Origin of the sequence: Streptomyces sp. NPDC053069 (assembly GCF_044546895.1) — a bacterium.
Taxonomy (GTDB): Bacteria; Actinomycetota; Actinomycetes; order Streptomycetales; family Streptomycetaceae; genus Streptomyces.
Genome location: NZ_JBITZN010000010.1, coordinates 238,732 through 260,569, shown reverse-complemented (window position 1 = coordinate 260,569; position 21,838 = coordinate 238,732). Strand labels below are relative to the sequence as shown.

The 21,838-nt window shown below is 71.4% G+C and carries 20 protein-coding genes, 1 pseudogene and 1 riboswitch; of the genes and pseudogenes, 5 read left to right on the top strand and 16 right to left on the bottom strand.

Features of this window, described 5'->3' with window-relative positions:
- Nucleotides 1-20 precede the first annotated feature (20 nt).
- The 4 genes from ACIGXP_RS24455 to ACIGXP_RS24440 all read right to left on the bottom strand — a co-directional run bounded on the left by ACIGXP_RS24455 (nucleotide 21) and on the right by ACIGXP_RS24440 (nucleotide 4,443).
- Nucleotides 21-161, bottom strand: a complete 141-nt coding sequence (locus ACIGXP_RS24455; RefSeq protein ID WP_107118539.1) for an SCO1431 family membrane protein — start codon at nucleotides 159-161, stop codon at nucleotides 21-23.
- A 105-nt stretch (nucleotides 162-266) separates the two neighbouring features.
- Complete coding sequence (locus tag ACIGXP_RS24450; protein WP_399771457.1) at nucleotides 267-1,631, bottom strand: peptidase C39 family protein; 1,365 nt, start codon at nucleotides 1,629-1,631, stop codon at nucleotides 267-269.
- 268 nt (nucleotides 1,632-1,899) lie between these two features.
- On the bottom strand, nucleotides 1,900-3,441 hold the full coding sequence (locus tag ACIGXP_RS24445) for an amino acid permease (RefSeq protein ID WP_399771455.1): 1,542 nt from the start codon (nucleotides 3,439-3,441) through the stop codon (nucleotides 1,900-1,902).
- A gap of 45 nt (nucleotides 3,442-3,486) precedes the next feature.
- Nucleotides 3,487-4,443 (bottom strand): hypothetical protein, encoded by a 957-nt coding sequence (locus ACIGXP_RS24440; protein ID WP_399771453.1) that lies wholly within the window; start codon nucleotides 4,441-4,443, stop codon nucleotides 3,487-3,489.
- 236 nt (nucleotides 4,444-4,679) lie between these two features.
- Between ACIGXP_RS24440 and ACIGXP_RS24435 the strand changes: the two genes are divergently transcribed.
- Together ACIGXP_RS24435 and ACIGXP_RS24430 are read left to right on the top strand one after the other, a co-directional pair.
- The gene (locus ACIGXP_RS24435) at nucleotides 4,680-5,324 is read left to right on the top strand and encodes a uridine kinase (RefSeq protein ID WP_399771592.1); all 645 of its coding nucleotides are present in this window, start codon (nucleotides 4,680-4,682) and stop codon (nucleotides 5,322-5,324) included.
- A 428-nt stretch (nucleotides 5,325-5,752) separates the two neighbouring features.
- Nucleotides 5,753-7,615 (top strand): AAA family ATPase, encoded by a 1,863-nt coding sequence (locus tag ACIGXP_RS24430; protein ID WP_399771450.1) that lies wholly within the window; start codon nucleotides 5,753-5,755, stop codon nucleotides 7,613-7,615.
- A 69-nt stretch (nucleotides 7,616-7,684) separates the two neighbouring features.
- On the opposite strand, the gene ACIGXP_RS24425 is transcribed toward ACIGXP_RS24430, so the two are convergent.
- The 9 genes from ACIGXP_RS24425 to ACIGXP_RS24385 form a co-directional block, all read right to left on the bottom strand.
- Entirely contained in the window at nucleotides 7,685-8,770 is a 1,086-nt protein-coding gene (locus tag ACIGXP_RS24425; protein ID WP_399771448.1) for a hemolysin family protein, read from the bottom strand.
- Nucleotides 8,767-10,101: a hemolysin family protein gene (locus ACIGXP_RS24420; protein ID WP_399771445.1), complete on the bottom strand. Its 1,335-nt coding sequence runs from the start codon at nucleotides 10,099-10,101 to the stop codon at nucleotides 8,767-8,769. Before ACIGXP_RS24420 ends, ACIGXP_RS24425 begins: the two co-directional genes overlap by 4 nt.
- A gap of 203 nt (nucleotides 10,102-10,304) precedes the next feature.
- The gene (locus tag ACIGXP_RS24415; protein ID WP_363217189.1) at nucleotides 10,305-10,769 is read right to left on the bottom strand and encodes a PH domain-containing protein; all 465 of its coding nucleotides are present in this window, start codon (nucleotides 10,767-10,769) and stop codon (nucleotides 10,305-10,307) included.
- 15 nt (nucleotides 10,770-10,784) lie between these two features.
- Nucleotides 10,785-11,642: an ATP phosphoribosyltransferase gene (gene hisG / locus ACIGXP_RS24410; protein WP_363217188.1), complete on the bottom strand. Its 858-nt coding sequence runs from the start codon at nucleotides 11,640-11,642 to the stop codon at nucleotides 10,785-10,787.
- A gap of 50 nt (nucleotides 11,643-11,692) precedes the next feature.
- The gene (locus ACIGXP_RS24405) at nucleotides 11,693-11,965 is read right to left on the bottom strand and encodes a phosphoribosyl-ATP diphosphatase (RefSeq protein ID WP_007491392.1); all 273 of its coding nucleotides are present in this window, start codon (nucleotides 11,963-11,965) and stop codon (nucleotides 11,693-11,695) included.
- Between the two features lie 33 nt (nucleotides 11,966-11,998).
- Nucleotides 11,999-12,484, bottom strand: a complete 486-nt coding sequence (gene ribH, locus ACIGXP_RS24400) for a 6,7-dimethyl-8-ribityllumazine synthase (protein WP_363217187.1) — start codon at nucleotides 12,482-12,484, stop codon at nucleotides 11,999-12,001.
- Between the two features lie 27 nt (nucleotides 12,485-12,511).
- Nucleotides 12,512-13,801, bottom strand: a complete 1,290-nt coding sequence (locus ACIGXP_RS24395; RefSeq protein ID WP_363217186.1) for a bifunctional 3,4-dihydroxy-2-butanone-4-phosphate synthase/GTP cyclohydrolase II — start codon at nucleotides 13,799-13,801, stop codon at nucleotides 12,512-12,514.
- Nucleotides 13,798-14,439: a nicotinamide mononucleotide transporter family protein gene (locus ACIGXP_RS24390; RefSeq protein WP_363217185.1), complete on the bottom strand. Its 642-nt coding sequence runs from the start codon at nucleotides 14,437-14,439 to the stop codon at nucleotides 13,798-13,800. Before ACIGXP_RS24390 ends, ACIGXP_RS24395 begins: the two co-directional genes overlap by 4 nt.
- Entirely contained in the window at nucleotides 14,436-15,044 is a 609-nt protein-coding gene (locus ACIGXP_RS24385; RefSeq protein ID WP_363217184.1) for a riboflavin synthase, read from the bottom strand. Before ACIGXP_RS24385 ends, ACIGXP_RS24390 begins: the two co-directional genes overlap by 4 nt.
- 162 nt (nucleotides 15,045-15,206) lie before the next feature.
- A riboswitch (FMN riboswitch) is annotated at nucleotides 15,207-15,337 on the bottom strand.
- Nucleotides 15,338-15,695: 358 nt separating this feature from the next.
- Here ACIGXP_RS24385 and ACIGXP_RS24380 point away from each other — a divergent pair.
- Complete coding sequence (locus ACIGXP_RS24380) at nucleotides 15,696-16,439, top strand: SDR family oxidoreductase (RefSeq protein ID WP_399771438.1); 744 nt, start codon at nucleotides 15,696-15,698, stop codon at nucleotides 16,437-16,439.
- Between the two features lie 104 nt (nucleotides 16,440-16,543).
- On the opposite strand, the gene ACIGXP_RS24375 is transcribed toward ACIGXP_RS24380, so the two are convergent.
- Nucleotides 16,544-17,779 (bottom strand): ROK family transcriptional regulator, encoded by a 1,236-nt coding sequence (locus ACIGXP_RS24375; protein ID WP_399771436.1) that lies wholly within the window; start codon nucleotides 17,777-17,779, stop codon nucleotides 16,544-16,546.
- Between the two features lie 148 nt (nucleotides 17,780-17,927).
- Here ACIGXP_RS24375 and ACIGXP_RS24370 point away from each other — a divergent pair, with 148 nt between their 5' ends.
- Nucleotides 17,928-19,142, top strand: a complete 1,215-nt coding sequence (locus ACIGXP_RS24370) for an MFS transporter (protein WP_399771434.1) — start codon at nucleotides 17,928-17,930, stop codon at nucleotides 19,140-19,142.
- Here the strand turns inward: ACIGXP_RS24370 and ACIGXP_RS24365 are convergent.
- Nucleotides 19,102-19,254, bottom strand: a pseudogene (locus ACIGXP_RS24365) (acyl-CoA thioesterase); the annotation flags it as partial. The gene ACIGXP_RS24370 and the pseudogene ACIGXP_RS24365 sit on opposite strands and share 41 nt — an antisense overlap.
- 107 nt (nucleotides 19,255-19,361) lie before the next feature.
- Between ACIGXP_RS24365 and ACIGXP_RS24360 the strand changes: the two are divergent.
- On the top strand, nucleotides 19,362-20,756 hold the full coding sequence (locus ACIGXP_RS24360) for a uracil-xanthine permease family protein (protein ID WP_399771431.1): 1,395 nt from the start codon (nucleotides 19,362-19,364) through the stop codon (nucleotides 20,754-20,756).
- Here ACIGXP_RS24360 and ACIGXP_RS24355 read toward each other — a convergent pair.
- Nucleotides 20,738-21,835, bottom strand: a complete 1,098-nt coding sequence (locus tag ACIGXP_RS24355) for a glycoside hydrolase family 6 protein (protein WP_399771589.1) — start codon at nucleotides 21,833-21,835, stop codon at nucleotides 20,738-20,740. The genes ACIGXP_RS24360 and ACIGXP_RS24355 overlap by 19 nt on opposite strands.
- Between the last annotated feature and the right edge of the window lie 3 nt (nucleotides 21,836-21,838).

The following is a 21,838-nucleotide window of genomic DNA, read 5'->3' as shown; positions in this document are numbered from 1 at the left end:
GCCGACCGCATGCGGCTCGGTCAGAGCAGACCCAGCTGGGTCACGAGCATCGCGATCACCGCGACGAGGACCCAGCCCATGACGTGTTCTAGGATCTTCGGCCCGTCTTCCTGGGGGCCGCCGGTGCGGACGCGGGTGGCGGTGGCCGGATGTGCGGTCATGGTTCTCACAGAGGTCGGACGTACTGAGCGGAATCCCCCACCCATTTGTCCACCTTGCCACCCGCGACGGCGTTTGTGGCGGAGACGTTGCTCACACGGGTCGGGTCAGCGCACACCCACGGCCGCGAGCGCCTTGCGCTGGCGGGGGCTCGGGTGTGCCGGGAAGTAGAGGTAGCAGACTCCCCCGGTGCCGGAGACGACCTTCCCGGAGGCGTTGTACCGCTTGGTCCTGAGCCAGATGTTCTCGAACTCCCGGCGCAGATAGACCCGCCGTACCGCATCGTCGCTCGCCGAGGCCGGGTCATTGGCGATCACGTCGCCGTCCGCCGTGAACCCGATCACGGTCATCAGATGGCCGGCGGTGCCGTATCCGGCGCCGGTCAGTTCCGTCTTCAGGAACGACTGTGACGTTATGGCCGGGATGCCGGCCGCGATCAGCGTCTCCAGTTCGGTGAGCGAGGCGAGCCGCGTGACCACACCCTGGAGGTCCTTGTACGTGGCCGCGTAGGCCGCGTTGAACGGCCAGTTGCCGCAGCCCTCGTACTGGTAGTCGTAGGTGAAGCGGGCGGCGTGGTCGACCTGCGGATCGGCGTAGGAGGGGTCGACCCAGGACAGCTGCCGGGGCGTGAGCCGGCCGCCCCAGTACTCGATGATCATCTGCGAGGAGGTGGGGCTGCACCAGGCCTCGCCGCCGTTGTCGTACTCCGGGTACTGGCCCTTGTGGATCTCCTGCGAGTAGCGGGGGACGGCCAGTTCCTGGGCCAGGCCGGGGGTGGAGGCGGGGACGGTGAAGCGGTCGGGGATGTCGGAGCCCATGGCGCCGAGCCGCCACACGGTCGGGGTCAGACGTGTGCCGGGCTTGCGGTACAGGGTGAGGCGCAGCCGGTACGACGCCAGGCGCAGGCCGGTGCTCGCGTCGTCGATGGCGAAGGTGTCGGTCCAGATGGTGCTCCTGCCGTCGGTCTGGTCGTCCACCGAGGTGCGCTTGATGTCCTTGTCACCGGACGCCCAGCGGCCCATCACGTACCAGGGGGTCTCGGTGCCGTCGGAGTACGTGCCCTGCAGTTCGACCTGGAGCCAGGTGCCGTCGGGAGTGTCGGCGTTCCAGGAGGCGACGAGCTCGGTGGCGGGGACCGTGAGCCGGTGGACCGGGGCGGTCCAGGTGGCGTACTCCCAGGTGGCGGTGGTGCCGGTGTGCGGGTCGGTGTAGTCGCTGCGGCCGGCGGGGGCGGCGATCACGACGCCGGGGCGGGCGCCGGCGACGGTTCGCACGCCCTGGGCGGCACCGAGGCGCCACTCGCGGTACGTGGTCCAGCCGTGGTAGTCGATCGGGCGGGCCTGCGGCCGACCGGAGTCGTCGGTGTCGGCGGCGGGATGCTGCGCGGCGGCGGGGACCGTTCCGCCGGCCACCGCTGCGGCGACGGCGGCGGTGAGGACGGTTCTGCGGGACGGCTGCTGGGCTCTGCTCATGGGCGCGATTACCCCCAGGTGTCCGGGTCGGGGACGAACTGCTGCACGTGTGCGCCAACTATGGAGCAGCGGGCATGCCCCTGCCAGCACCTCGGCGCATGCCGCGCGAGGAATATTGGTCTGGGCCACTGGAGGGCGCCTTCCGCGCGGCTGCCGCGGCGGCCGAGAGCGCTCGAAGGGGCGCGGGGAACTGCGCGACCGGCCCACCGCCGGCCGGCAGTCCCCCGCAACCACCCGAGGTGTCCACCTCGTCGATCGATGCTCGGCGTCAGACGAGATCCATCGCCGCGACCTCGTCGGGGCGACCGTAGCTGACCGGCCCCTGGAAGCGGCGGCGGGCCGTGGCGAACCACCACACCGTCGCCACGACCAGCACGACCGCGAGTGCGATCGGCGCGTAGTTGAAGTTGTCGGCGGTGATCGGTGAGGCCTGCGGCAGCATGAACAGAACGCTGCTGAGCACGATCCAGATCACCGCGAGCCAGCCGACCGGCCGACCCCAGCGGCCCAGGTGCCAGGGCCCCGGCTGGAACCCGCCGCCGAGCCGCAGCCGCAGGAAGATCGGCACGGCGTAGGCGAGGAAGAGACCGACCACGTTGACGCTGACGATGGCGGTGAAGGCGGTGTGGGACCACCAGCCGGGCACGACCAGGGCCACCGAGCAGATCACCGCGAGCCACACCGCCTTCACGGGCGTACGGGTGCGCGGCGAGACGGAGTGCCACCAGCGGGAGCCGGGCATGGCTCCGTCGCGGGAGAAGGCGAAAATCTGCCGGGTGTTGCTGGTGAGGTTGGCGAGACCGCAGAAGAGCATCGCGCCGATGACGATGAGGAGCATCACCTTGGCGGCACCCAGTCCGAGGCCGTCGATGAGAATCTGGACCGGCGGCGCGCCGGAACCGGCCTCCTTGGCGTAGTCGCCAATGCTGTAGACCAGTGCCAGCATCAGGATGAGACCGGTGATCGCCGAATAGGCGATGGCGCGGGTGATCCCCTTGGGTGCGTTGACGGTGGCGCGGACCGTTTCCTCGGACATGTGGAAGCTGCCGTCGAACCCGGTGAACGTCCAGCTGGTGACCAGCAGGCCGAGCATGCCTCCGTAAAGCCCGCTCGTGAAGCCGGTGTTGTTCTCGAAATGCGTCACGAACGACGCCGGCTGGTGGTGATCGGGCATCACTATGAGTGCGCCCACGATCACCACGAGTCCGATGAGCAGCCACCACACGGAAATACGGTTCAGTACGGCGACGAGCTGGACGGTGTAGGTGTTGGCGAGGCCCTGCACGACGATGATCAGTGCCGTGATCAGCACTGTCTGGTGCGTGGTCGGCCGGTAGGAGGGCCACTGCAGCTGGACGAAGGCCTGGATGAAGGTGGCGGCCGCATAGCCGGTGGCGGCGGTACCGCCGATCTGGCCCACGAAGTTCAGCCAGCCCGTGTACCAGGACCAGGCACCCTTGTGCCGCTTTGCAAGTTTACCGGCGGAGAAATACAGCGCGCCGCTCGTCGGATAGGCCGAGGCGACTTCCGCCATCGCCGCGCCGATGAGCAGCACCATGACGCAGACGCCTGTCCAGCCGAATACGAGAATGCGGGGGCCGCCCGCATTCATACCGAATCCGAAGGACGAGAAAATACCCGACAGGATATTGATGATGGTGAAGGAGATCGCGAAATTGTCGAACGCCTGGAAGCGCCGGGTGAGTTTCCGCGGATAACCCATCGCGTGCAGGGTCGCGTCGTCGTCGAGCACGACGGGATCTTCTCCCGCGCCGGCCTTCGCCCGGGGGGTCGACATCCGTTCCGACACAGATCGGCCTTTCTCTCGATGGGGAGCAGGGACGAACGAACAGGGTCAGTCGGGTCGCGGAACGGGCAGGCCGCAGGCACGTCGGGCCCGGGAGAGCTGTTCGGCGGGGTCGCCGAAGACGCTCCAGGGCATGCGCGAGGCGTACGGGCCCATCGCCGTGAACACCGCCCGGGCCTCGAACTCGCGCTGGGCCATCACCAGTGCATGCGCGAGGTAGGCCAGGTCGAGCACCGGCGTGAAGCGGTAACCCGCGGCGGCCGGCAGCCAGTTGTGGTAGATCGCCAGCGCGGTGGAACGCCACTGCGGCTGTTCCCAGACGCGGTCGGCGAGCAGCTGCGTGGGGTTGTAGCTCTCCACCAGGGCCACCAGCGGCAGCAGCCGGAGGGCGGAGTCGGCGGGCGCCCGCTGACTGAGGAAGGCGGCCACGTCCCAGGCCGCGTTGACCGAACCGCCGTGGCGCGTGAAGAAGCACGACAGGAAGCGGTGATGGCCCTCGCGGTGCCAGGGATCCAGGGACAGGATGTGCGAGAACAGCCGCCAGGGACCGGGCGGGGCGGTGAGCAGGCCCTGCGGGGCGGGGTCGCGCAGCCGGTGCAGCCGGGCCATGGCGAGCTTGGCGACCCAGGGCGTGGGGTCCTCGGGGGCCAGGGCGGCGGCCCGGTCGCAGGCGGTCAGCGCGATCCGCTCCAGCGCCTCGGCGCGCTCGTCGCGCGCGTCGGCGGCCCGCAGGGCACGCTGCACCGCGACCCGGGCCCACATCAGCGCCGCCTCGGGCGTCGGCTCCTCGGCGAGCCAGCGCTCGACCAGATCGGTGCCGGCCGCCTCGGAGGCGAGCACCAGCGACCGGTGAGCGCGCAGGGCGAAGTCGGAACGCGTCTCGGCGAGGGCCTCGTACGCGTATCGATAACGTCCGGCGCGCACATCGACGCATACGCTCGCCAGGACACGGTCGTCGGCCGCCGGATGCCACACATAGTGCCCTTCGAATAACCCCGCGGCCATGTCCCCCTGCCAGTCCCCGTACCACGCACACCGGTTGCGCTGGAGGCACCTTACTCAGCTACGGGCGCACCCGGAACGCCGAATTCGACATATCGGTCAGGGGATTCGCGAATGTTTATCCGAGCCATTGGCTGGCTGCCAGCCGATGATTCAAACCCCGACGTTTTCCGGTGCGGCGGCCTCGGCGGTCCTGCCGCCATGGGCCGCTACTAGACTGTTTCCGGAAAACCGCCCACATCGACCCACACCGGGGAACCATCATTCTCGACCTCGCCGCCCGACTGCGCGGGCTTCCCCCCTCCGTCGGGCCGGTCCGGCTGATCGGCGTCGACGGACACGCCGGCTCGGGGAAGTCCACCTTCGCCGGGCACCTGGCCGCCGTGCTCGGCGGGGCTCCGGTACTGCATCTGGACGACATCGCCAGCCACGAGCAGCTCTTCGAGTGGACCGACCGGCTCATGACCCAGGTGATCCAGCCGCTCGCCCGCGGCGAGAGCGCGCACTACACGCCGTACGACTGGCGGGTCCGTGCGTTCACCGCGCCACGCCCGCTGCCGGCGGCGCCGGTGGTCCTGGTCGAGGGTGTCGGCGCAGGTCGCCGGGCGCTGCGGCCGCACCTGGCCCTGCTGCTGTGGATGGAGCTGCCGCGGGACGAGTCCTGGACGCGCGGCCGGCTGCGGGACGGGGCGGAGCAGCGGGAGTTCTGGGAAGGCTGGGTCGCGGCGGAGCACGCGCACTTCGCTGTGGACCCCTCACGCCCCCATGCCGATCTTCTGGTGCATCAGACACCTGAGGGGTATGAGGTGCTGCCGGGGCCGGCGTCAACCCGTGGACCGGACCAAAGCATGACTCAGAGTGACGGGCCGTCCGCATTGTGGTGAAGGTGTGAAGACCCGTCCGGACGAACTTCCCCGAAGGCCTCAACTCGGCTTGACCCGGGGGCCGTACAGGTCTTACGTTCTCAATGTGCGGCCTTTGGAGCCGCTCACAGACGCGAAGCCCCCGGTTGTTCCCCCGTGATCGGGGGCTTCGTTCTGCCCGCGGACGCTTTTCCGGCCGCCCGGCGCACCGATCCGCTCACCCTCGGTCACGAAACCCTGTGCGCCCCGTCTGCTCCCACCTCGTCGAACGGCCTGCGCGGCACCCTTCGGCACGCGGTCTTCGCGCGGGTACGATGCCCTCGGTGCGACCTTCGCGGCCGCCTCGCGCACTGGTAACTCCGGTCCGCGGCACGGCGGTTCGATGCGCGGCGGCCGCCGGGCGACTGCCCGGTGGTGAACCACGGGGGCACGGTCTGTGGGGGGACGGGATGGACTTCGGCACGCAGGGCCCCGAGGCCCCGGCCGACCTGGCCTGGCTGCGGGGGGTGGACGCCTACACGATGGGCGCCTATCCGCACGCGGAGGAGGAGTTCCGCGCCGCGGTGCGGATGGACCCCGGGATGGCGGACGGCTGGCTCGGACTGCACGCGCTCCGGGTCGACACGACGACCTCGCTGCTCAGGATGTTCCGGCACCGCGACCGCTTCGGCGAACAGCGCGCCCGGCACCGCCGGACACTCAACTCCTGGTACTGGCTGGGCTGGTGGGTGCAACCGGTGCTGGAGAGCCCGCGTGATCTGCTGCTGGCGCACGCCTCGCACTGGCTGGACGGCCGGCACGTGCCCGAGCTGGACCGCGCCCTCGCCGGACTGCCCCCGGTCGACACCGACCCCCAGGTCCGCTTCCTGCACGCCTGCCGCTCCTATCTGGTCAAGGACTGGGACCAGCTGGTACGGCACACCGACCCGCTGCTGGACGACCCCATGCTCGGCATCGAGGCCGGCCTGTTCGGCGGCATGGCCCGGGTGCGGCTGGAGATGTACGGCCAGGCCGAACCGCTGCTGTCGGCGGCTCTGATGCGCTGCCGCAGTGAGCAGCCGCAGCGCAAGGAGCTGCGCTACTGGCTGGCCCGGGCGCACGAGGGCACGGGCCGCAGTGCCGCGGCGCTCCCCCTCTACCGGGCGGTGCACCGCGTCGACCCGGCGTTCATGGACACTTCGGCGCGGCTCGCGGCGATCGCCGAGGGCGACGGGTACGACGACACCGCAGACCTCGCCGCGATCACCCTGACGGGTGCCGGGCAGGACAGCGTGGACGGCCCGGACGGGTACGACCCCGTCTTCGGCACCGAGGGCCGGGATCTGCGGCTGCCGGAGCCGGATCTGCCGACGGGGCCCCTGCCGTCGGTGGCCGACCCGGCGGTGCGGGTGAAGACGGGTGTCTCGTCCTTGCCGATCCCGGCCGGGCCGACCGATCCGGCCCTGCTTGAGGAGGCGCTCGCCGAGCTGGAGCGCATGGTGGGGCTGGAGCCGGTGAAACGCCAGGTCAAGGCGTTGTCCGCGGTGTTGAACATGGCTCGGCTGCGGGCCGGGCAGGGGCTGCCGGTGCAGCCGCCGAAACGGCATTTCGTCTTCTCGGGGCCGTCGGGGACGGGGAAGACCACGGTGGCCCGGATCCTCGGACGGGTCTTCTACGCCCTCGGGCTGCTCGGCGGTGACCACCTGGTCGAGGCCCAGAGGGCCGATCTGGTCGGCGAGTACCTGGGGCAGACGGCCGTGAAGGCCAACGAGCTGATCGACTCCGCGATCGGTGGAGTGCTGTTCGTGGACGAGGCGTACTCGCTGTCCAACTCGGGGTACGGCAAGGGCGACGCGTACGGCGACGAGGCCTTGCAGGTGCTGCTGAAGCGGGCCGAGGACAACCGGGACCATCTGGTGGTGATCCTCGCCGGCTATCCGGAGGGCATGGACCGGCTGCTGGCGGCGAACCCCGGACTGTCGTCCCGGTTCACGACCCGGGTCGACTTCCCCTCCTACCGGCCGCTGGAACTCACCGAGATCGGCAAGGTGCTCGCGGCGGAGAACGGGGACGTGTGGGACGACGAGGCGCTGGAGGAGCTGCGCTCGATCGCCGGGCACGTGGTCGATCAGGGGTGGATCGACGAGTTGGGGAACGGGCGGTTCCTGCGGACGCTGTACGAGAAGAGCTGTGCCTACCGGGATCTTCGGTTGTCGACGTATGCGGGTTCGCTGTCCCGGGAGGACCTGGTCACGCTGCGGTTGCCCGACTTGATGCAGGCGTACGGAGAGGTCCTGTCGGGCCGAGGCCCCCAGGATCCGTCGGCCATGTAGCTGCGGGGGACTGCGCGACCAGCCACGACGCACCGGCAGCCGCGCAGCTCCCCGCCACCGTCCGAGCTCCTAGGCGAGCGCTCCCTCCGGCTCCCCACTGACCCTGGGCTCCGTCAGTTTCACGTCGCGCCTCTCCCGGTGCGCCGGATCCCGTACCTCACCGACCAGCATCTCCAGCACGTCCTCCAGGGCGACGAGCCCCAGCACCTTGCCGGACGCATCGGCGACCTGGGCCAGATGCGTGGCCGCTCGGCGCATGACGGTCAGTGCGTCGTCGAGCGGCAGCTCGGCCCGCAGCGTCGTCATGGGCCGCCACACGTGCTGCGGCACCGCCCGGTCGGAGTCCTCCAGGTCCAGGACGTCCTTGACGTGGACGTACCCCATGAAGGGACCCTTGTCCGTCGCGGCGACCGGGAAGCGGGAGTACCCCGTGCGGGCCGTCAGCTCGACGATCTGACCCGGGGTGATCGCCGGGTTCACCGTGACCAGGGACTCCCGGCGCAGCAGGACGTCCGTCACCGGACGGGAGCCCAGCTCCAGCGCGTCCTCCAGGCGTTCCCGCTCCTCGGGGTCGAGCAGGCCCGCCTGGCCGGAGTCCTCCAGCAGGCGGTTGAGCTGCTCGCTGGTGACCACGGCCTCCACCTCATCCTTGGGCTCGACCCGGAAGAGGCGCAGAACGGCCTGGGCGCAGGCGCCGAGGGACACCGTGATCGGCTTGCACAGGCGGGCGAACCAGACCAGGCCCGGGCTCAACCACAGCGCCGCCTTCTCGGGGGCCGCCATCGCCAGGTTCTTCGGCACCATCTCACCGATGACCAGGTGGAAGAAGACCACCGCGGCCAACGCGATCACATAGCCGAGCGGATGGATCACGCCGTCGGGCAGGTGCACCGCCTCGAACACCGGTTCAAGCAGCCGCGCCACCGTCGGCTCGGCCACCGCGCCCAGCGTCAGGGAGCAGACGGTGATGCCGAACTGGGCCGCGGCCATCATCTGCGGCAGCCGCTCCAGGCCGTACAGCACCTGGCGGGCGCGGGCGGTGCCGAGCGGTTCGATCTGGCTGCGGCGGACGGAGACCAGCGCGAACTCGGCGCCGACGAAGAAGCCGTTGGCGAGGACGAGCAGCGCGGCGAAGATCAGTTGGAGGACGCTCATCGGACGGCCTCCATCACGTTCACCGACGGGACCGTCCTGACCAGGCGGACCCGTTCGGCGCGGTAGTGGCCGACCTGGCGGACGGAGAGCCGCCAGCCGGGCAGTTCGGCGCGGTCGCCGGGGGCCGGGATCCGGCCGAGCAGGTCGGCGACCAGTCCGGCGACCGTCTCGTACGGCCCCTCGGGTACGTCGAGGCCTATGCGCTGCAGGATGTCGACGCGGCAGCTGCCGTCCACGTCCCAGGCGGGCCGGCCGTCCTCGGGCGGGGCCGGCAGCAGCTCGGGCACGTCCTTGGCGTCGTGCTCGTCGCGGACCTCGCCGACGAGTTCCTCGACGATGTCCTCCAGGGTGACCACACCGGCCGTGCCGCCGTACTCGTCGACGACGACCGCGATCGGCTGCTCGCTGCGCAGCCGCGCGAGGAGCGGCTGGACGGGCAGGGTCTCGGGGACGAGGAGGGCCTTGCGGGCGATACGGCTGACCGGGGTGCGCAGCCGGTCGTGCACGGAGACCGCCAGGGCGTCCTTGAGGTGGGCCATGCCGACGATGTCGTCGATCTTCTCCCGGTAGACGGGGAAGCGGGACAGGCCGGTGGCCCGGGTGAGGTTGACGACGTCCTCGGCGGTGGCCGTGTCCTGCAAGGCGCTGACCTTCACGCGCGGGGTCATGACGTGCTGCGCGGTCAGCTCGCCCAGCGACAGGGTGCGGACGAACAGGTCGGCCGTGTCCTGCTCCAGGGCGCCCGCCTGGGCGGAGTGCCGGGCCAGGGAGACGAGTTCGCCCGGGGTGCGGGCGGAGGCCAGCTCGTCGGCGGGCTCGACGCCGAGCGCGCGCACCAGCCGGTTGGCGACCGTGTTGAGCGCGGCGATGACCGGGCGGAACAGCCGGGAGAAGTGATGCTGCGGGCCGGCCACGAACCGCGCGACCTGCAGCGGCTTGGACACGGCCCAGTTCTTGGGCACGAGTTCGCCGATCACCATCTGGATCGCGGAGGCCAGCAGCATGCCGACGACCACGGCGACACCGGAGACGGCGCCGCCCGGGATGCCGAGCGCGGCGAATGGGCCGTGCAGCAGCTCGGCCAGCGCCGGTTCGGCGAGCATGCCGACGACCAGAGAGGTGATGGTGATGCCGAGCTGGGTGCCGGAGAGCTGGAAGGACAGCTCCTTGAGCGACTCGGCGACCCTACGGGCCCGTCGGTCGCCCTCGGCGGCGGCCTTCTCGGCGTCCGTCGACTCGACGGTCACCAGACCGAACTCCGCGGCCACGAAGAAGCCGTTGGCGAGGATCAGCAGGAAGGCCGCTCCGAGGAGCAGCAGGGGGATGGTCACGCTGCCACCGCCTTCCCGGTATGTCGGGTCGGGGCGGCGCAGGTACTACAGGACGATCCGTCCATCGCTGGAGGGAGTCACTCCTCGGGTAGCAGGAACCCCTGTGCACCGGGCGGCACGCAGGGGCGGAGGCGCAGCGAAGAGGCCTCCGCCACCAGATTAATCAAGACAGGGGCCACTCGGGCAGGGTGGGCACCCCCGAGTCAGCCCTGATCTTCGACCGGGTGGGCCCCGGAGTGGGCTTCGGCAAGGGCTCGCAGGGCCTGCGCGTCGGCGATGGCGCGCTGTTTGGCGAGGCCCGGCTGGATGCCGAGCGCGGGCAGGCTGGTGCCGTCGCTGAGGTTGAGGAACACCCACGGGTCGCCCGGACGGAGGTTCACCTGAAGGATCTCCGCCCAGGCCAGGCGCCGCTTGCTGGCGATGTTCACCACGGTGACGCCGGACTCGTCGGCGACGACCCTCACCCGGGCCAGCTGGGCCAGCACCCAGAAGATCAGCGCCCCGGTGACGATGAAGCTGGCCCGCTCCCCCGGGCCCAGCTGCTCCAGCAGCAGGGAGACCCCGGAGATGGTCAGGAAGATCGCGGCACCGGCGGTGAGCAGGATGGCCCGGGTGTGGCCCGGCCGGAAGGTGACGGGAAGCGAGGGAAGGGTGGAGGTGTCGGACATCGCGGTGCGTACCCCTTACAGGCGGCAGGCGTGGATGGCCGTGGTGAGGATGGCGCGGGCGCCGATGGCGTAGAGGTCGTCCATGATCCGCTGCGCCTCCTTGGCGGGGACCATGGCGCGGACGGCGACCCAGCCCTCGTTGTGCAGCGGGGAGACGGTCGGGGACTCCAGGCCGGGGGTGAGCGCGACGGCCTTCTCCAGCTGCTCGACGCGGCAGTCGTAGTCCATCATCACGTACGTCCGGGCGACCAGGACGCCCTGGAGGCGGCGCAGGAACTGCTGCACCTTCGGCTCGACGGCCGCGTCCGCGCCGGCTCCGGTGCGGCGGATGACGATCGCCTCGGACTTCATGATCGGCTCGCCGAAGACCTCCAGGCCCGCGTTGCGCAGGCTGGTGCCGGTCTCCACGACGTCCGCGATGACCTCGGCGACGCCCAGCTCGATGGCGGTCTCCACGGCACCGTCCAGGTGGACGACGGAGGCGTCGACGCCGCTGTCCGCGAGGTGCCCCGCGACGATCCCTTCGTACGAGGTGGCGACCGTCTTGCCCTTGAGGTCCTCGATGCCGTTCGCGGTGCCCGGCTTGGCGGCGAAGCGGAAGGTGGAGCGGGCGAAGCCGAGCGGCAGGATCTCCTCGGCGTCCGCGCCGGAGTCGATCAGCAGATCGCGGCCGGTGATGCCCAGGTCGAGGCGGCCGGAGGCGACGTAGATCGCGATGTCGCGGGGGCGGAGGTAGAAGAACTCGACCTCGTTCTCCGGGTCGACGATCCGCAGTTCCTTGGACTCCCGGCGCTGCTGGTAGCCGGCCTCATGCAGCATCTCCGCCGCAGGGCCGGACAGTGAACCCTTGTTGGGGACGGCGATGCGCAGCATGAGGTCGGCTTCCTTTGCTCGTTCTCTACGGGACTGTGTGCGGGTACGGCTCAGAGGTGGGCGTAGACGTCGTCCAGGGAGATCCCGCGGGCGACCATCATCACCTGGACGTGGTACAGCAGCTGCGAGATCTCCTCGGCGGCCGCCTCCTTGCCCTCGTACTCGGCGGCCATCCAGACCTCGGCGGCCTCTTCGACGACCTTCTTGCCGATGGCATGGACGCCCTTGCCGACCAGCTCTGCGGTGCGGGAGGTGGCGGGATCGCCGTGGGCGGCCTTGTGCTGGAGCTCGGTGAAGAGCTCCTCGAACGTCTTCTTGGACATGATGGGCCCACCCTAGCCGCTAAGGCGGTCGGCCTAGTGCCAGGGTTCGGATACTGAACGGAGCGTGGCCGCGGTCGCGACCGCCGCGGTCACCGCCTCGTGACCCTTGTCCTCGTTCGAGCCCTCGATGCCCGCCCGGTCCAGGGCCTGCTCCTCGGTGTCGCAGGTGAGCACACCGAAGCCGACGGGGACGCCGGTCTCGACGCTGACCTGGGTGAGGCCCTGGGTGACGCCCTGGCACACGTAGTCGAAGTGGGGGGTGCCGCCGCGGATGACGACGCCGAGGGCGACCACCGCGTCGTAGCCGCGGCCCGCGAGAACCTTGGCGGCGACCGGCAGTTCGAAGCTGCCGGGAACCCGGATCAGGGTCGGCTCGTCGATCCCCAGGTCGTGCAGGGCGCGCAGGGCGCCGTTCACCAGACCGTCCATCACCTTCTCGTGCCACTGCGCCGCGATGACGGCGACCCTGAGGTCGCTCGCGTTGCGTACGGACAGTTCCGGTGCACCCTTGCCGCTCACGTCTCTCCTAAGTGCTTTCTCGCTTGCTTACTGGTTGCCGCAGGTGGATACGGCAGGTGTGTCCAGCCAGGGCAGGTCGTGCCCCATCCGGTCCCGCTTGGTCCGCAGGTAGCGGAGGTTGTGCTCGCCCGCCTGGACGGGCATCGGCTCACGGCTGCTGACCTTGAGGCCGTGGCGCAGCAGTGCGTCGGTCTTCTCGGGGTTGTTGGTCATCAGGCGGACGCTGCGCACGCCGAGGTCGGCGAGGATCTGCGCGCCGGCGCCGTAGTCGCGGGCGTCGGCGGGCAGCCCGAGTTCGAGGTTGGCGTCGAGGGTGTCGCGGCCCTGCTCCTGGAGTTCGTACGCCCGCAGCTTGGACAGCAGGCCGATGCCGCGCCCTTCGTGGCCGCGCAGGTAGACCACCACTCCCCTGCCCTCGGCCTGGATCCGTTCGAGGGCGGTGTCCAGCTGGGGGCCGCAGTCGCAGCGCAGGGACGAGAAGACGTCACCGGTGAGGCATTCGGAGTGGACGCGGACCAGGACGTCCTCGCCGGCGCCGATCTCGCCGTGCACGAGGGCGACGTGCTCGACGCCGTCGACGGTGGACCGGTAGCCGTAGGCGGTGAAGGTGCCGTGCGCGGTGGGCAGGCGGGTCTCGGCCTCGCGGCGGACGGTGGGCTCGCTGCCGCGGCGGTAGGCGATCAGGTCCTCGATGGAGATGATCGTCAGCCCGTGCTTGCGGGCGAACGGGATCAGCTCGGGCAGCCGCAGCATACGGCCGTCCTCACCGGCGATCTCGACGATGGCACCGGCCGGGCGCAGACCCGCGAGCCGGGCGAGGTCGACGGCGGCCTCGGTGTGGCCGTTGCGGACCAGGACGCCGCCGGGCCTGGCGCGCAGCGGGAAGACGTGGCCGGGGCGGACGAAGTCGGTGGGTTCGGCGGTGCCGCCGGCCAGCAGCTGGAGCGTGGTGGCGCGGTCGGAGGCCGAGATGCCGGTGCTCACGCCGTGGGCGGCGGAGGCGTCCACGGAGACGGTGAACGCGGTTTTCATCGACTCGGTGTTGTCCTGGACCATCTGCGGGAGCTGGAGCCGGTCGAGCTCCTCGGGCTCCATGGGGGCGCAGATGAGCCCCCGGCACTCGCTCATCATGAACGCGACGATCTCGGGGGTCGCGTGTTCGGCCGCGATGACGAGGTCGCCCTCGTTCTCCCGGTCCTCGTCGTCCACGACGACGACCGGGCGGCCGGCCGCGATGTCGGCGATGGCCTGCTCGACCGGGTCGAGCGTGAACTCCTCGAAGTCGGCGGTGTCGTACAGCAGCGGTGCCGAGGTCATGCCGGAGCTCCTTCCAGGACGGGCTGCGAGCTCCTGCGGGAGCGCAGCCACCAGTCGCGCATGCCCCACAGGACGAGTGCGCCGTAGATGACGTAGACGAAGCCGGAAAACGCGTAGCCGTTGGCGAAGTTGAGGGGTACGCCGACGAGGTCGACGAGCAGCCAGGCGATCCAGAACTCGACCATGCCCTTGGCCTGGGCGTACATGGCGACGATGGTGCCGACGAAGATGTAGGCGTCGGGCCAGGGGTCCCAGGACAGGGACGGGTAGGCCGTGAAGAGCAGGGCGACGGCGACCGTGCCGGCGGCGGCCGCGCCGAGCATCGCCGCGCGCTCGCGCCAGCCGGCGAACCGGGGTGTGATGTGTCCGTCGGCGGTCCGGCCCTGGTGGCGCCGCCACTGCCACCAGCCGTACACGGCTACGGCCATGACGACGGCCTGCTTGCCGGCGCTGCCGGTCAGGTGGCCGTAGAAGGCGGCGAAGAGGACGAGGCCGGAGAGGAACTGCACGAGCCAGGTCCACAGGGAGCGGCGCCAGCCGAGGGCGAGGGTGATCAGGCCGAGGATGTTGCCGACCATGTCCGACCAGATGATGTGCTGGCCGAAGAGGGTGAAGGCCTCGGAGTTCATCCAGTTCACCGGGTGGCTCCCTGGGCGCGGTCGCCGAGGAGCCGCTCGACGTACTTGGCGATGACGTCGACCTCGAGGTTGACCGGGTCGCCGGGCTGCTTCACGCCGAGCGTGGTCAGGGCGAGGGTGGTGGGGATGAGGCTGACGGTGAAGTAGTCGGGGCCGGCCTCGACGACGGTGAGGCTGATGCCGTCGACGGTGATGGAGCCCTTCTCGACGACGTAGCGGGAGAGGTCCGCCGGGAGCGAGATCTTGACGATCTCCCAGTTCTCGGAGGGCGTGCGCGCCAGCACCTCGCCGGTGCCGTCGACATGGCCCTGCACGATGTGTCCGCCGAGGCGCGTGCCGACAGCGGTGGGGCGCTCCAGGTTGACGCGGGAGCCGACGGTGAGTGCGCCGAGGCTGGAACGCTTCAGGGTCTCCGCCATCACATCGGCGGTGAACTCGTCGCCCTCGTGCTCCACGACAGTGAGACAGACCCCGTTCACGGCGATGGAGTCGCCGTGCTGCGCGCCCTCGGTCACGACGGGGCCACGGAGCCGGAAGCGGGAGGCGTCGTCGAGGTTCTCGACGGCGGTGACCTCACCCAGCTCTTCGACGATTCCGGTGAACACTTCCCGGGTCCTCCTGCCTCTTCGGGCACGGACTCCGGGGCCTGTCGATGACGACAGAATCTACGGGTGAGCACACACCGGGGCGTCGCCGGAACGGACCCGTCCGCATACGGACGCGCCCAGATACGGCGGCGCGCACACGGAAAGACGCATGCCCGCCCGCCGCGCACTGCCTCCCATCCGGACTTTAACCGTCGGTCCAGGAATTTCACCTGGTCAACCGGCCGCTGGAAGCGACCGGGTCGCGGACTGTAACCGCCGGTTCGGACTTTCACCGACCCCGGAGTGCGCTGCTTCTGGTACAGGGCCAGTGTGCCACGCCGGACGGCCGTCCAGACAGGTGGAGGGTGTGGGTTCCCTCACAGCGCGTGTCACCGGCCTTGCGCGGCGGAGTCACGTCGGACAACTGCCAGGCGGCCGGGGCGGCTTGACCTGGTCCGGATCCATTGACCGTTCTGGTCTAGTCCTTTTAGGGTGCGGTCGGGTCCGGCGGCGGTGACGACGGCCCTTGCCCGCCGCCGGACCGCCGCCAACTGCCGTCGCCCGGCCGGGCCAGCCGGGGCATGTCACGTTTTCCGGGGTCCGCGCGGTCTCATCCGGAGGAGGGCGCCCCGATGGGGGGTGCCCCGGGTCCGGAGGGACAGACACGGCATGACCACGATCCTGGTGACCGGCGGAACCGGCACGCTCGGCCGGTGCGTGACGCAGCGGCTGCGGGCGGACGGGCACGACGTGCGGGTGCTCAGCCGGCACGCACAGCCGTACGCCGTCGATCTGCGGGTGGGCGGCGACAAGCTGGATGCGGCGCTCGCCGGTGTGGAGACCGTGGTGCACTGCGCGAGCACCCAGCGGGGCGGGGACGAAAAGGCGGCCGGGCATCTCGTCGCGGCGGCGCGGCGGGCCGGTGTGGGCCATCTGGTCTACATCTCCATCGTCGGGACCGACCGGGTGCCGCTCGGCTACTACCGGACCAAGCTGGCCGTGGAGCGGCAGATCGAGGCGTCGGGGCTCGGCTGGACCATTCTGCGCACGACCCAGTTCCATGACCTGCTGGTCTCGGTCCTGAGCGGGCTGGCCAAGGCGCCCGTCCTGCTGGTTCCGGCCGGGGTGCCGGACCAGCCGGTGGAGGTGGGCGAAGTCGCGGACCGCCTGGCCGCGTTGGCGCTCTCCGGTCCGGCCGGGCGAGTGGCGGACATGGGCGGCCCCGAGGTACGGAGCCTGGACTCCCTGGCCCGCTCCTACCTGCGCGCGACCGGCCGGCGCCGGGCGGTGGCGCAGGTGCCGCTGTTCGGCGGGACCTACCGCGCCGCCCGCGCGGGCGGTCTGCTGACGCCGGAACAGGCGGTGGGGAAGACGACGTTCGAGGAGTATCTGGGGCGGCGGTTCGGCGGCTGACGGAAGAGAGACGGGTGGCCGGACCCACGTCTTCGGGACGGCCACCGGCCGACCGGCGTACAGAACGGTCGCACCGTCGGCGGGTGCGACCGCGGCCCATCCGGTCACCGGCCCGGGTGAGGCCGGGGCCTTGCGAACAGGTCCTCCTGGGCGCGGTCCCGAGCCGTCAGGAGGGCTCCGCGCAGCACCGCCGTGCCGCCGAGGGTGCTGGCGCGGACCTCGGTGAGCAGGGGTGACATACGGCTGAGCCGCTCCTCCACGAGGCCGGCGAGGACCGCGCCGCCGGCCTGGCCGACCTCGCCGCCGAGCACGACACACCCGGGATCGAGCACGGCCACCACGGCCGCGGCCCCCAGGACGATCCGGTCCGCCAGGGCGTGGAGAAACCGGCCGGCGGGTCGTTCGGCAGCCGAACGAGACACAGGGGAGCCCCCCTCCGCCGCCTCCGCCACGGCCCGCCGGAGCACGCGCGCCGCGCCCGGTCCGTCCATGGTGGCCGGTACCGGCAGGCCGCACTCCGCAGCCAGGGCGCCGATCGCCGCCGCGCCCGCCAGTGAGTGGAAGCCTCCGTCGCAGTCGCTCGCCGAGGGCAGCGAGACGGTTCCCGGGACCGGCAGGAAGCCGATCTCGCCCGTGCCGCCCGAGGCGCCGCGACGGAGCGTGCCGTCGAGGACGACGGCCGCGCCCACGCCGTGGCCCAGCCAGAGCAGGACGAAGGTGTCCCGCTCGCGCGCGGCACCCTCGCGCTGTTCGGCCAGCGCGGCGAGGTTCGTCTCGTTCTCCACGGTGACGCGGGCCCCGGGCAGACGTTCCTGCAGCGCGGCGGCCAGGCTGCGGTGCCAGGCGGGCAGGCCGCCGGAGTCGCGGAGATCGCCGGTGGCCGGGTCGACGAGGCCGGGGGCGCCGATGCCGACGGTGTGCAGCCGGTCCGCTCCGGCCTCCTTCGCGGTCCGCTCCACCGCCGCCACCGCCTGCTCCACGGCGGGTCCGGTCCCGGTCTCGCCGCCGATCGGTACGGACGCCTCGGCGAGCACCCGCCCGACGAGGTCGGCGACCAGGACGAAGACACCCCCGGTGCGGACGTCGAGGGCGGCCAGGTGAGCCCGGTCGGCGACGATGCCGTACAGCCGGGCGTTGGGACCGCGGCGCTGTTCGCCGGACTCGCCGACGACCGTGATCAGCCCGGCGTCGGTGAGCCGTTCCAGGAGGTCGGCGACCGTCGGCCGGGACAGGCCCGTCAGCTGTTTCAACTGCCCTGCCGTCAGCGGGCCTTCCTGCTGCAACAGCCGCAGGGCCAGGCGGTCGTTGATGGCCCGGGCGGTGCTGGGTGATGCGGGCATGACGGGAATCCTCCCAGATCGGCGACCCTCCCGGAGCCGTGGCGCCCCTGACGGCGGCCGTAAAACCACCTATCTATCAGGCAGGGTCCCTGATAGTTTACGGCGCAAGCCGGCGGGGGGCGGGGAACTCTCGGGGAGGGACGGGAACATGGGTGACGTGGGATGCGCACGTGGCGAGGTGCGACGCGCCCGGTATGCCGTGGCGGCCGTGTTCGCCGTGCACGGCGCGGTGACGGGCACGTTCGCCACGCGCGTGCCGTGGATCCAGGACCACGCCGCGCTGAGCTCGGGCCAGTTGGGGTTCGCGCTGGCCTTCACGGCGTTCGGCGCCTCGTGCGCGATGCCGCTGGCGGGCCGGATCAGCCACCGGTTCGGCAGCCGTACGGCGCTGCGCGGGCTGCTCACGCTGTGGACGCTGTCGCTGGTCCTGCCGTCCCTCGCGCCGAACCTTTACGGCCTGTGCCTGGCAATGTTCGCCTACGGCGCGAGCGCGGGCATGGCCGATGTGGCGATGAACGCGCTCGGTGTCGAGGTCGAACGGCTGCTCGGCAGGTCGATCATGTCCGGGCTGCACGGCATGTGGAGCGCGGGTGCGCTGACCGGCTCTGCGGCCGGGACGCTCGCCGCACACCTCGGCTCGGACGCCCGGCTGCACTTCGCGCTCACCGCTGCCGTGCTCACCGTGCTCGGCCTGGTGGTCTGCGCCTGGGTGCTGGATCTGCAGCCCGCCGAGGACGAGGAGCCGCCGCCGCGGTTCGCGCTGCCGCCGCGCTCGGCGCTGCTGATCGGCACGATCGGCTTCTGCGCGGTGTTCGCGGAGGGCGCGAGCCTGGACTGGTCGGCGGTGTTCCTGCGGGACCGGCTGGACGGCTCGGCCGGTGTGGCGGCGGCCTGCACGACCGGCTTCATGCTGACGATGGCGGTGGCCCGGCTCGCCGGGGACACGGTGGTGGACCGGTTCGGCGCGGTCCGCACCGTCCGGGGCGGCGGCATCCTGGCCGTGCTGGGCGGTCTGCTGATCGTCGTCGCGGGGCATCCGGCCGTGGCGATGGGCGGGTTCGCGCTGATGGGGCTCGGCATCGCGGTGGTCGTCCCGCTGTGCTTCGCGGCTGCCGGGCACGCCGGGCCGAACCCGAGCCAGGCGATAGCGGGCGTGGCGACGATCACGTACACCTCGGGGCTGATCGCGCCGGGCCTGATCGGCGGGGTGGCCCAGGCGACCAGCCTGGTGGTGTCGTTCTGCCTGGTGACGGTGCTGGCGTGCGGGCTCGCGGTGTTCGCGGGCGTGCTGCGCACGGCCGAGCGCGGCACGCGGAAGGAGATCAGCCCGCAGCCCGCAGCAGTTCCCGGCCCACGGTCCTGAAGGCGTCGGTCCACGGCGTCGGCCGCAGCGTCGTGGCATCCAGCCGGACCAGCACCCGGTAGGTCAGGCCCGTGGTGCCTAGCCGTTGCAGCCAGAGGTGGACGGCGGAGGCGGCATGCTAAGCGACCGCTCAGAACCCCCTTCGGAAGCGTGGGGTGCCAGGCACCCCTGACAATGGTTCGGGAACCCCCTTAGGTACGTAAGAAAGCGAAACCCACCATGGACCTCGGCGTGCGCTGGAAACTGCACGGTGACGGGCGCACGCCCGCGCCCGGAGCGGTGGTACGCCCCGATGAACGGCTGTCCTGGCCCCGCACGGTGGGCCTGGGGGCCCAGCACGTGGTCGCGATGTTCGGCGCTTCCTTCGTGGCGCCCGTGCTGATGGGTCTCGACCCGAACCTGGCCATCATGATGTCGGGCGTGGCCACCGCGATCTTCCTGCTCGCCACCCGCGGTCGTGTTCCGAGCTATCTGGGCTGCTCCCTGTCGTTCGTGGGCGTGGCCGCCGTCATCCGCGCCCAGGGCGGTACGAGCGCCACCGTGACCGGCGCCGTCCTCGTGGTCGGCGCGGTGCTGTTCCTGGTGGGCCTCGCCGTGCAGCGCTTCGGCGCGCGGATCATCCACGCGGCCATGCCGCCGATCGTCACCGGCGCGGTCGTCATGCTGATCGGCTTCAACCTCGCCCCGGTGACCGCCGCCACCTACTGGCCCCAGGACCAGTGGACGGCCCTGCTGGTCATGCTGTTCACCGGACTGGCCGTGGTCTGCCTGCGCGGCTTCTGGTCCCGTGTCGCGATCTTCCTCGGGCTGGTCTTCGGGTACGGCGTCTCCTGGGCCTTCGACCGGATCTTCGGCAAGATCCACTCCATGAGCCCGAGCGGCAAGGTCACCGACCACTGGCGCCTCGACCTCTCCGGCGTCTCCAAGGCCGACTGGATCGGCCTGCCGCACTTCCACGGGCCGTCCTTCCAGTGGTCGGCGGTCCTGGTCGCGCTGCCGGTCGTCATCGCCCTGGTCGCGGAGAACGCGGGGCACGTCAAGGCGGTCGGCGAGATGACCGGCGACCCGCTGGACGACAAGCTCGGTACGGCGATCTCGGCGGACGGCGTCGCCTCCATGCTGTCGACCGCGGCGGGCGGCCCGCCGAACACCACGTACTCCGAGAACATCGGCGTGATGGCCGCGACCCGCGTCTATTCCACCGCCGCCTACTGGGCAGCGGCCGGCTTCGCCCTGCTCTTCGGCGTCTGCCCCAAGTTCGGCGCGGTCGTGGCCGCGATCCCCGGCGGTGTCCTCGGCGGCATCACCGTGATCCTCTACGGCATGATCGGCCTGCTCGGCGCCCAGATCTGGCTGCACGCCAAGGTGGACCTGCGCAACCCGCTGAACCTGGTGCCGGCCGCCGCGGGCATCATCATCGGCGTGGGCAATGTCAGCATGAAGTTCACCAGCACCTTCTCGCTCAGCGGCATCGCCCTCGGCACCCTGGTCGTCATCACCGGCTACCACGCACTGCGTGCCTTCGCCCCGGCCCATCTGAAGAAGCAGGAGCCCCTGCTGGACGAGGGCACCTCCAGCTACGACACTCAGCAGGCTCAGCGCGCCAAGTCGTAGGCGTACGACGGTGTGAACGTCCCGGCCGCGCCCCGGCATCCGTCGGACTCCCCCGGCAGCTTGACCCACAGATAGGCGTCGATCCGGGCCTCGCCGGTGTCCAGGGTCGGGGCCCGGCCGAGCTTCCGGCCGGCCGGATCGCACCACTGGCCGTCCGGCGGGGCGCCGTTGCCGTTGCGGCTGGTGTCGATCACCGCGCCGAGGCTCGCCGGACCGGCGAGCGCGTCGAGGACCTGACGGTCGTAGACGATCTCGTCGGCCGTGCTGCGGAAGTTGGAGACGTTGCTGAAGACGCCGTCGGCGTCCGCCGCGCCCGCCTGTCGCAGCAGGGCGGCCTGCTCGGCCGGCGGGTGCCAGCCGGAGTGGCCGGCGTCGTAGTAGACGCGGGCCTGCGGATCGGCGGCCTTCAGCACCCGCCCGGCACGGGCCAGCGAGGCGAACCTGGCCGCGCGGTCGGCCTCCGGCAGGCAGTCGGACTGGGCGATCGCGTCCGGTTCCAGGACGATCACCACCTCTCCCGTGCCGAGCCCCTGCGCGAAGGCGTCGATCCAGGTGTCGTAGGCCGCGAGGTCCGGCGCGCCGCCGCGGGAGGCGCCGCCACAGTCCCGGTCCGGGATCGCGTACGGCACGAGCACCGGGACCCGGCCCCGCTCCGCCGCGTCCGCGGTGACCGCCCGCACCCGGGCGGTGACGCTGTCCGGGTCCGGGTCGGTGAACCACACCGCGGCCGGCCGGCCGGCGATCCGGGCGGCGATGACGCCGGTGCGCGGATCGCCGGGGTGGGCGCGGACCCAGTCCAGCACCTGGGAGCCGGGGTGGCGGTACAGGAGCGGTGACACGGGGACGGCCCGCTGCCTGTTCCCGGTCGGGGTGGGGGCGGGCGTGCTCGGCGCAGTCGGCGTCGGCGTCCTGGTGGCGGCCCTGCCCGGGGAAGGTGCGGCCGGCCTCGGCATGGGAGCCAGGGTCGGTGTCCGGGCCGCCTCGGCGCGGGCCCGGCCGGCGCCGGGTCCGGAGTCGAGCGCCGATATCACTCCGGTGACCGAACCGACCACGGTCACCACCGACGCCGCCACCACCATCAG

Coding starts and splice junctions, on each gene's coding strand:
- ACIGXP_RS24455 (WP_107118539.1), bottom strand. CDS start 161: ATGACCGCACATCCGGCCACCGCCACCCGCGTCCGCACCGGCGGCCCC.
- ACIGXP_RS24450 (WP_399771457.1), bottom strand. CDS start 1,631: ATGAGCAGAGCCCAGCAGCCGTCCCGCAGAACCGTCCTCACCGCCGCC.
- ACIGXP_RS24440 (WP_399771453.1), bottom strand. CDS start 4,443: ATGGCCGCGGGGTTATTCGAAGGGCACTATGTGTGGCATCCGGCGGCC.
- ACIGXP_RS24430 (WP_399771450.1), top strand. CDS start 5,753: ATGGACTTCGGCACGCAGGGCCCCGAGGCCCCGGCCGACCTGGCCTGG.
- ACIGXP_RS24425 (WP_399771448.1), bottom strand. CDS start 8,770: ATGAGCGTCCTCCAACTGATCTTCGCCGCGCTGCTCGTCCTCGCCAAC.
- ACIGXP_RS24415 (WP_363217189.1), bottom strand. CDS start 10,769: ATGTCCGACACCTCCACCCTTCCCTCGCTTCCCGTCACCTTCCGGCCG.
- hisG (WP_363217188.1), bottom strand. CDS start 11,642: ATGCTGCGCATCGCCGTCCCCAACAAGGGTTCACTGTCCGGCCCTGCG.
- ACIGXP_RS24405 (WP_007491392.1), bottom strand. CDS start 11,965: ATGTCCAAGAAGACGTTCGAGGAGCTCTTCACCGAGCTCCAGCACAAG.
- ACIGXP_RS24395 (WP_363217186.1), bottom strand. CDS start 13,801: ATGACCTCGGCACCGCTGCTGTACGACACCGCCGACTTCGAGGAGTTC.
- ACIGXP_RS24380 (WP_399771438.1), top strand. CDS start 15,696: ATGACCACGATCCTGGTGACCGGCGGAACCGGCACGCTCGGCCGGTGC.
- ACIGXP_RS24375 (WP_399771436.1), bottom strand. CDS start 17,779: ATGCCCGCATCACCCAGCACCGCCCGGGCCATCAACGACCGCCTGGCC.
- ACIGXP_RS24370 (WP_399771434.1), top strand. CDS start 17,928: ATGGGTGACGTGGGATGCGCACGTGGCGAGGTGCGACGCGCCCGGTAT.
- ACIGXP_RS24360 (WP_399771431.1), top strand. CDS start 19,362: ATGGACCTCGGCGTGCGCTGGAAACTGCACGGTGACGGGCGCACGCCC.
- ACIGXP_RS24355 (WP_399771589.1), bottom strand. CDS start 21,835: ATGGTGGTGGCGGCGTCGGTGGTGACCGTGGTCGGTTCGGTCACCGGA.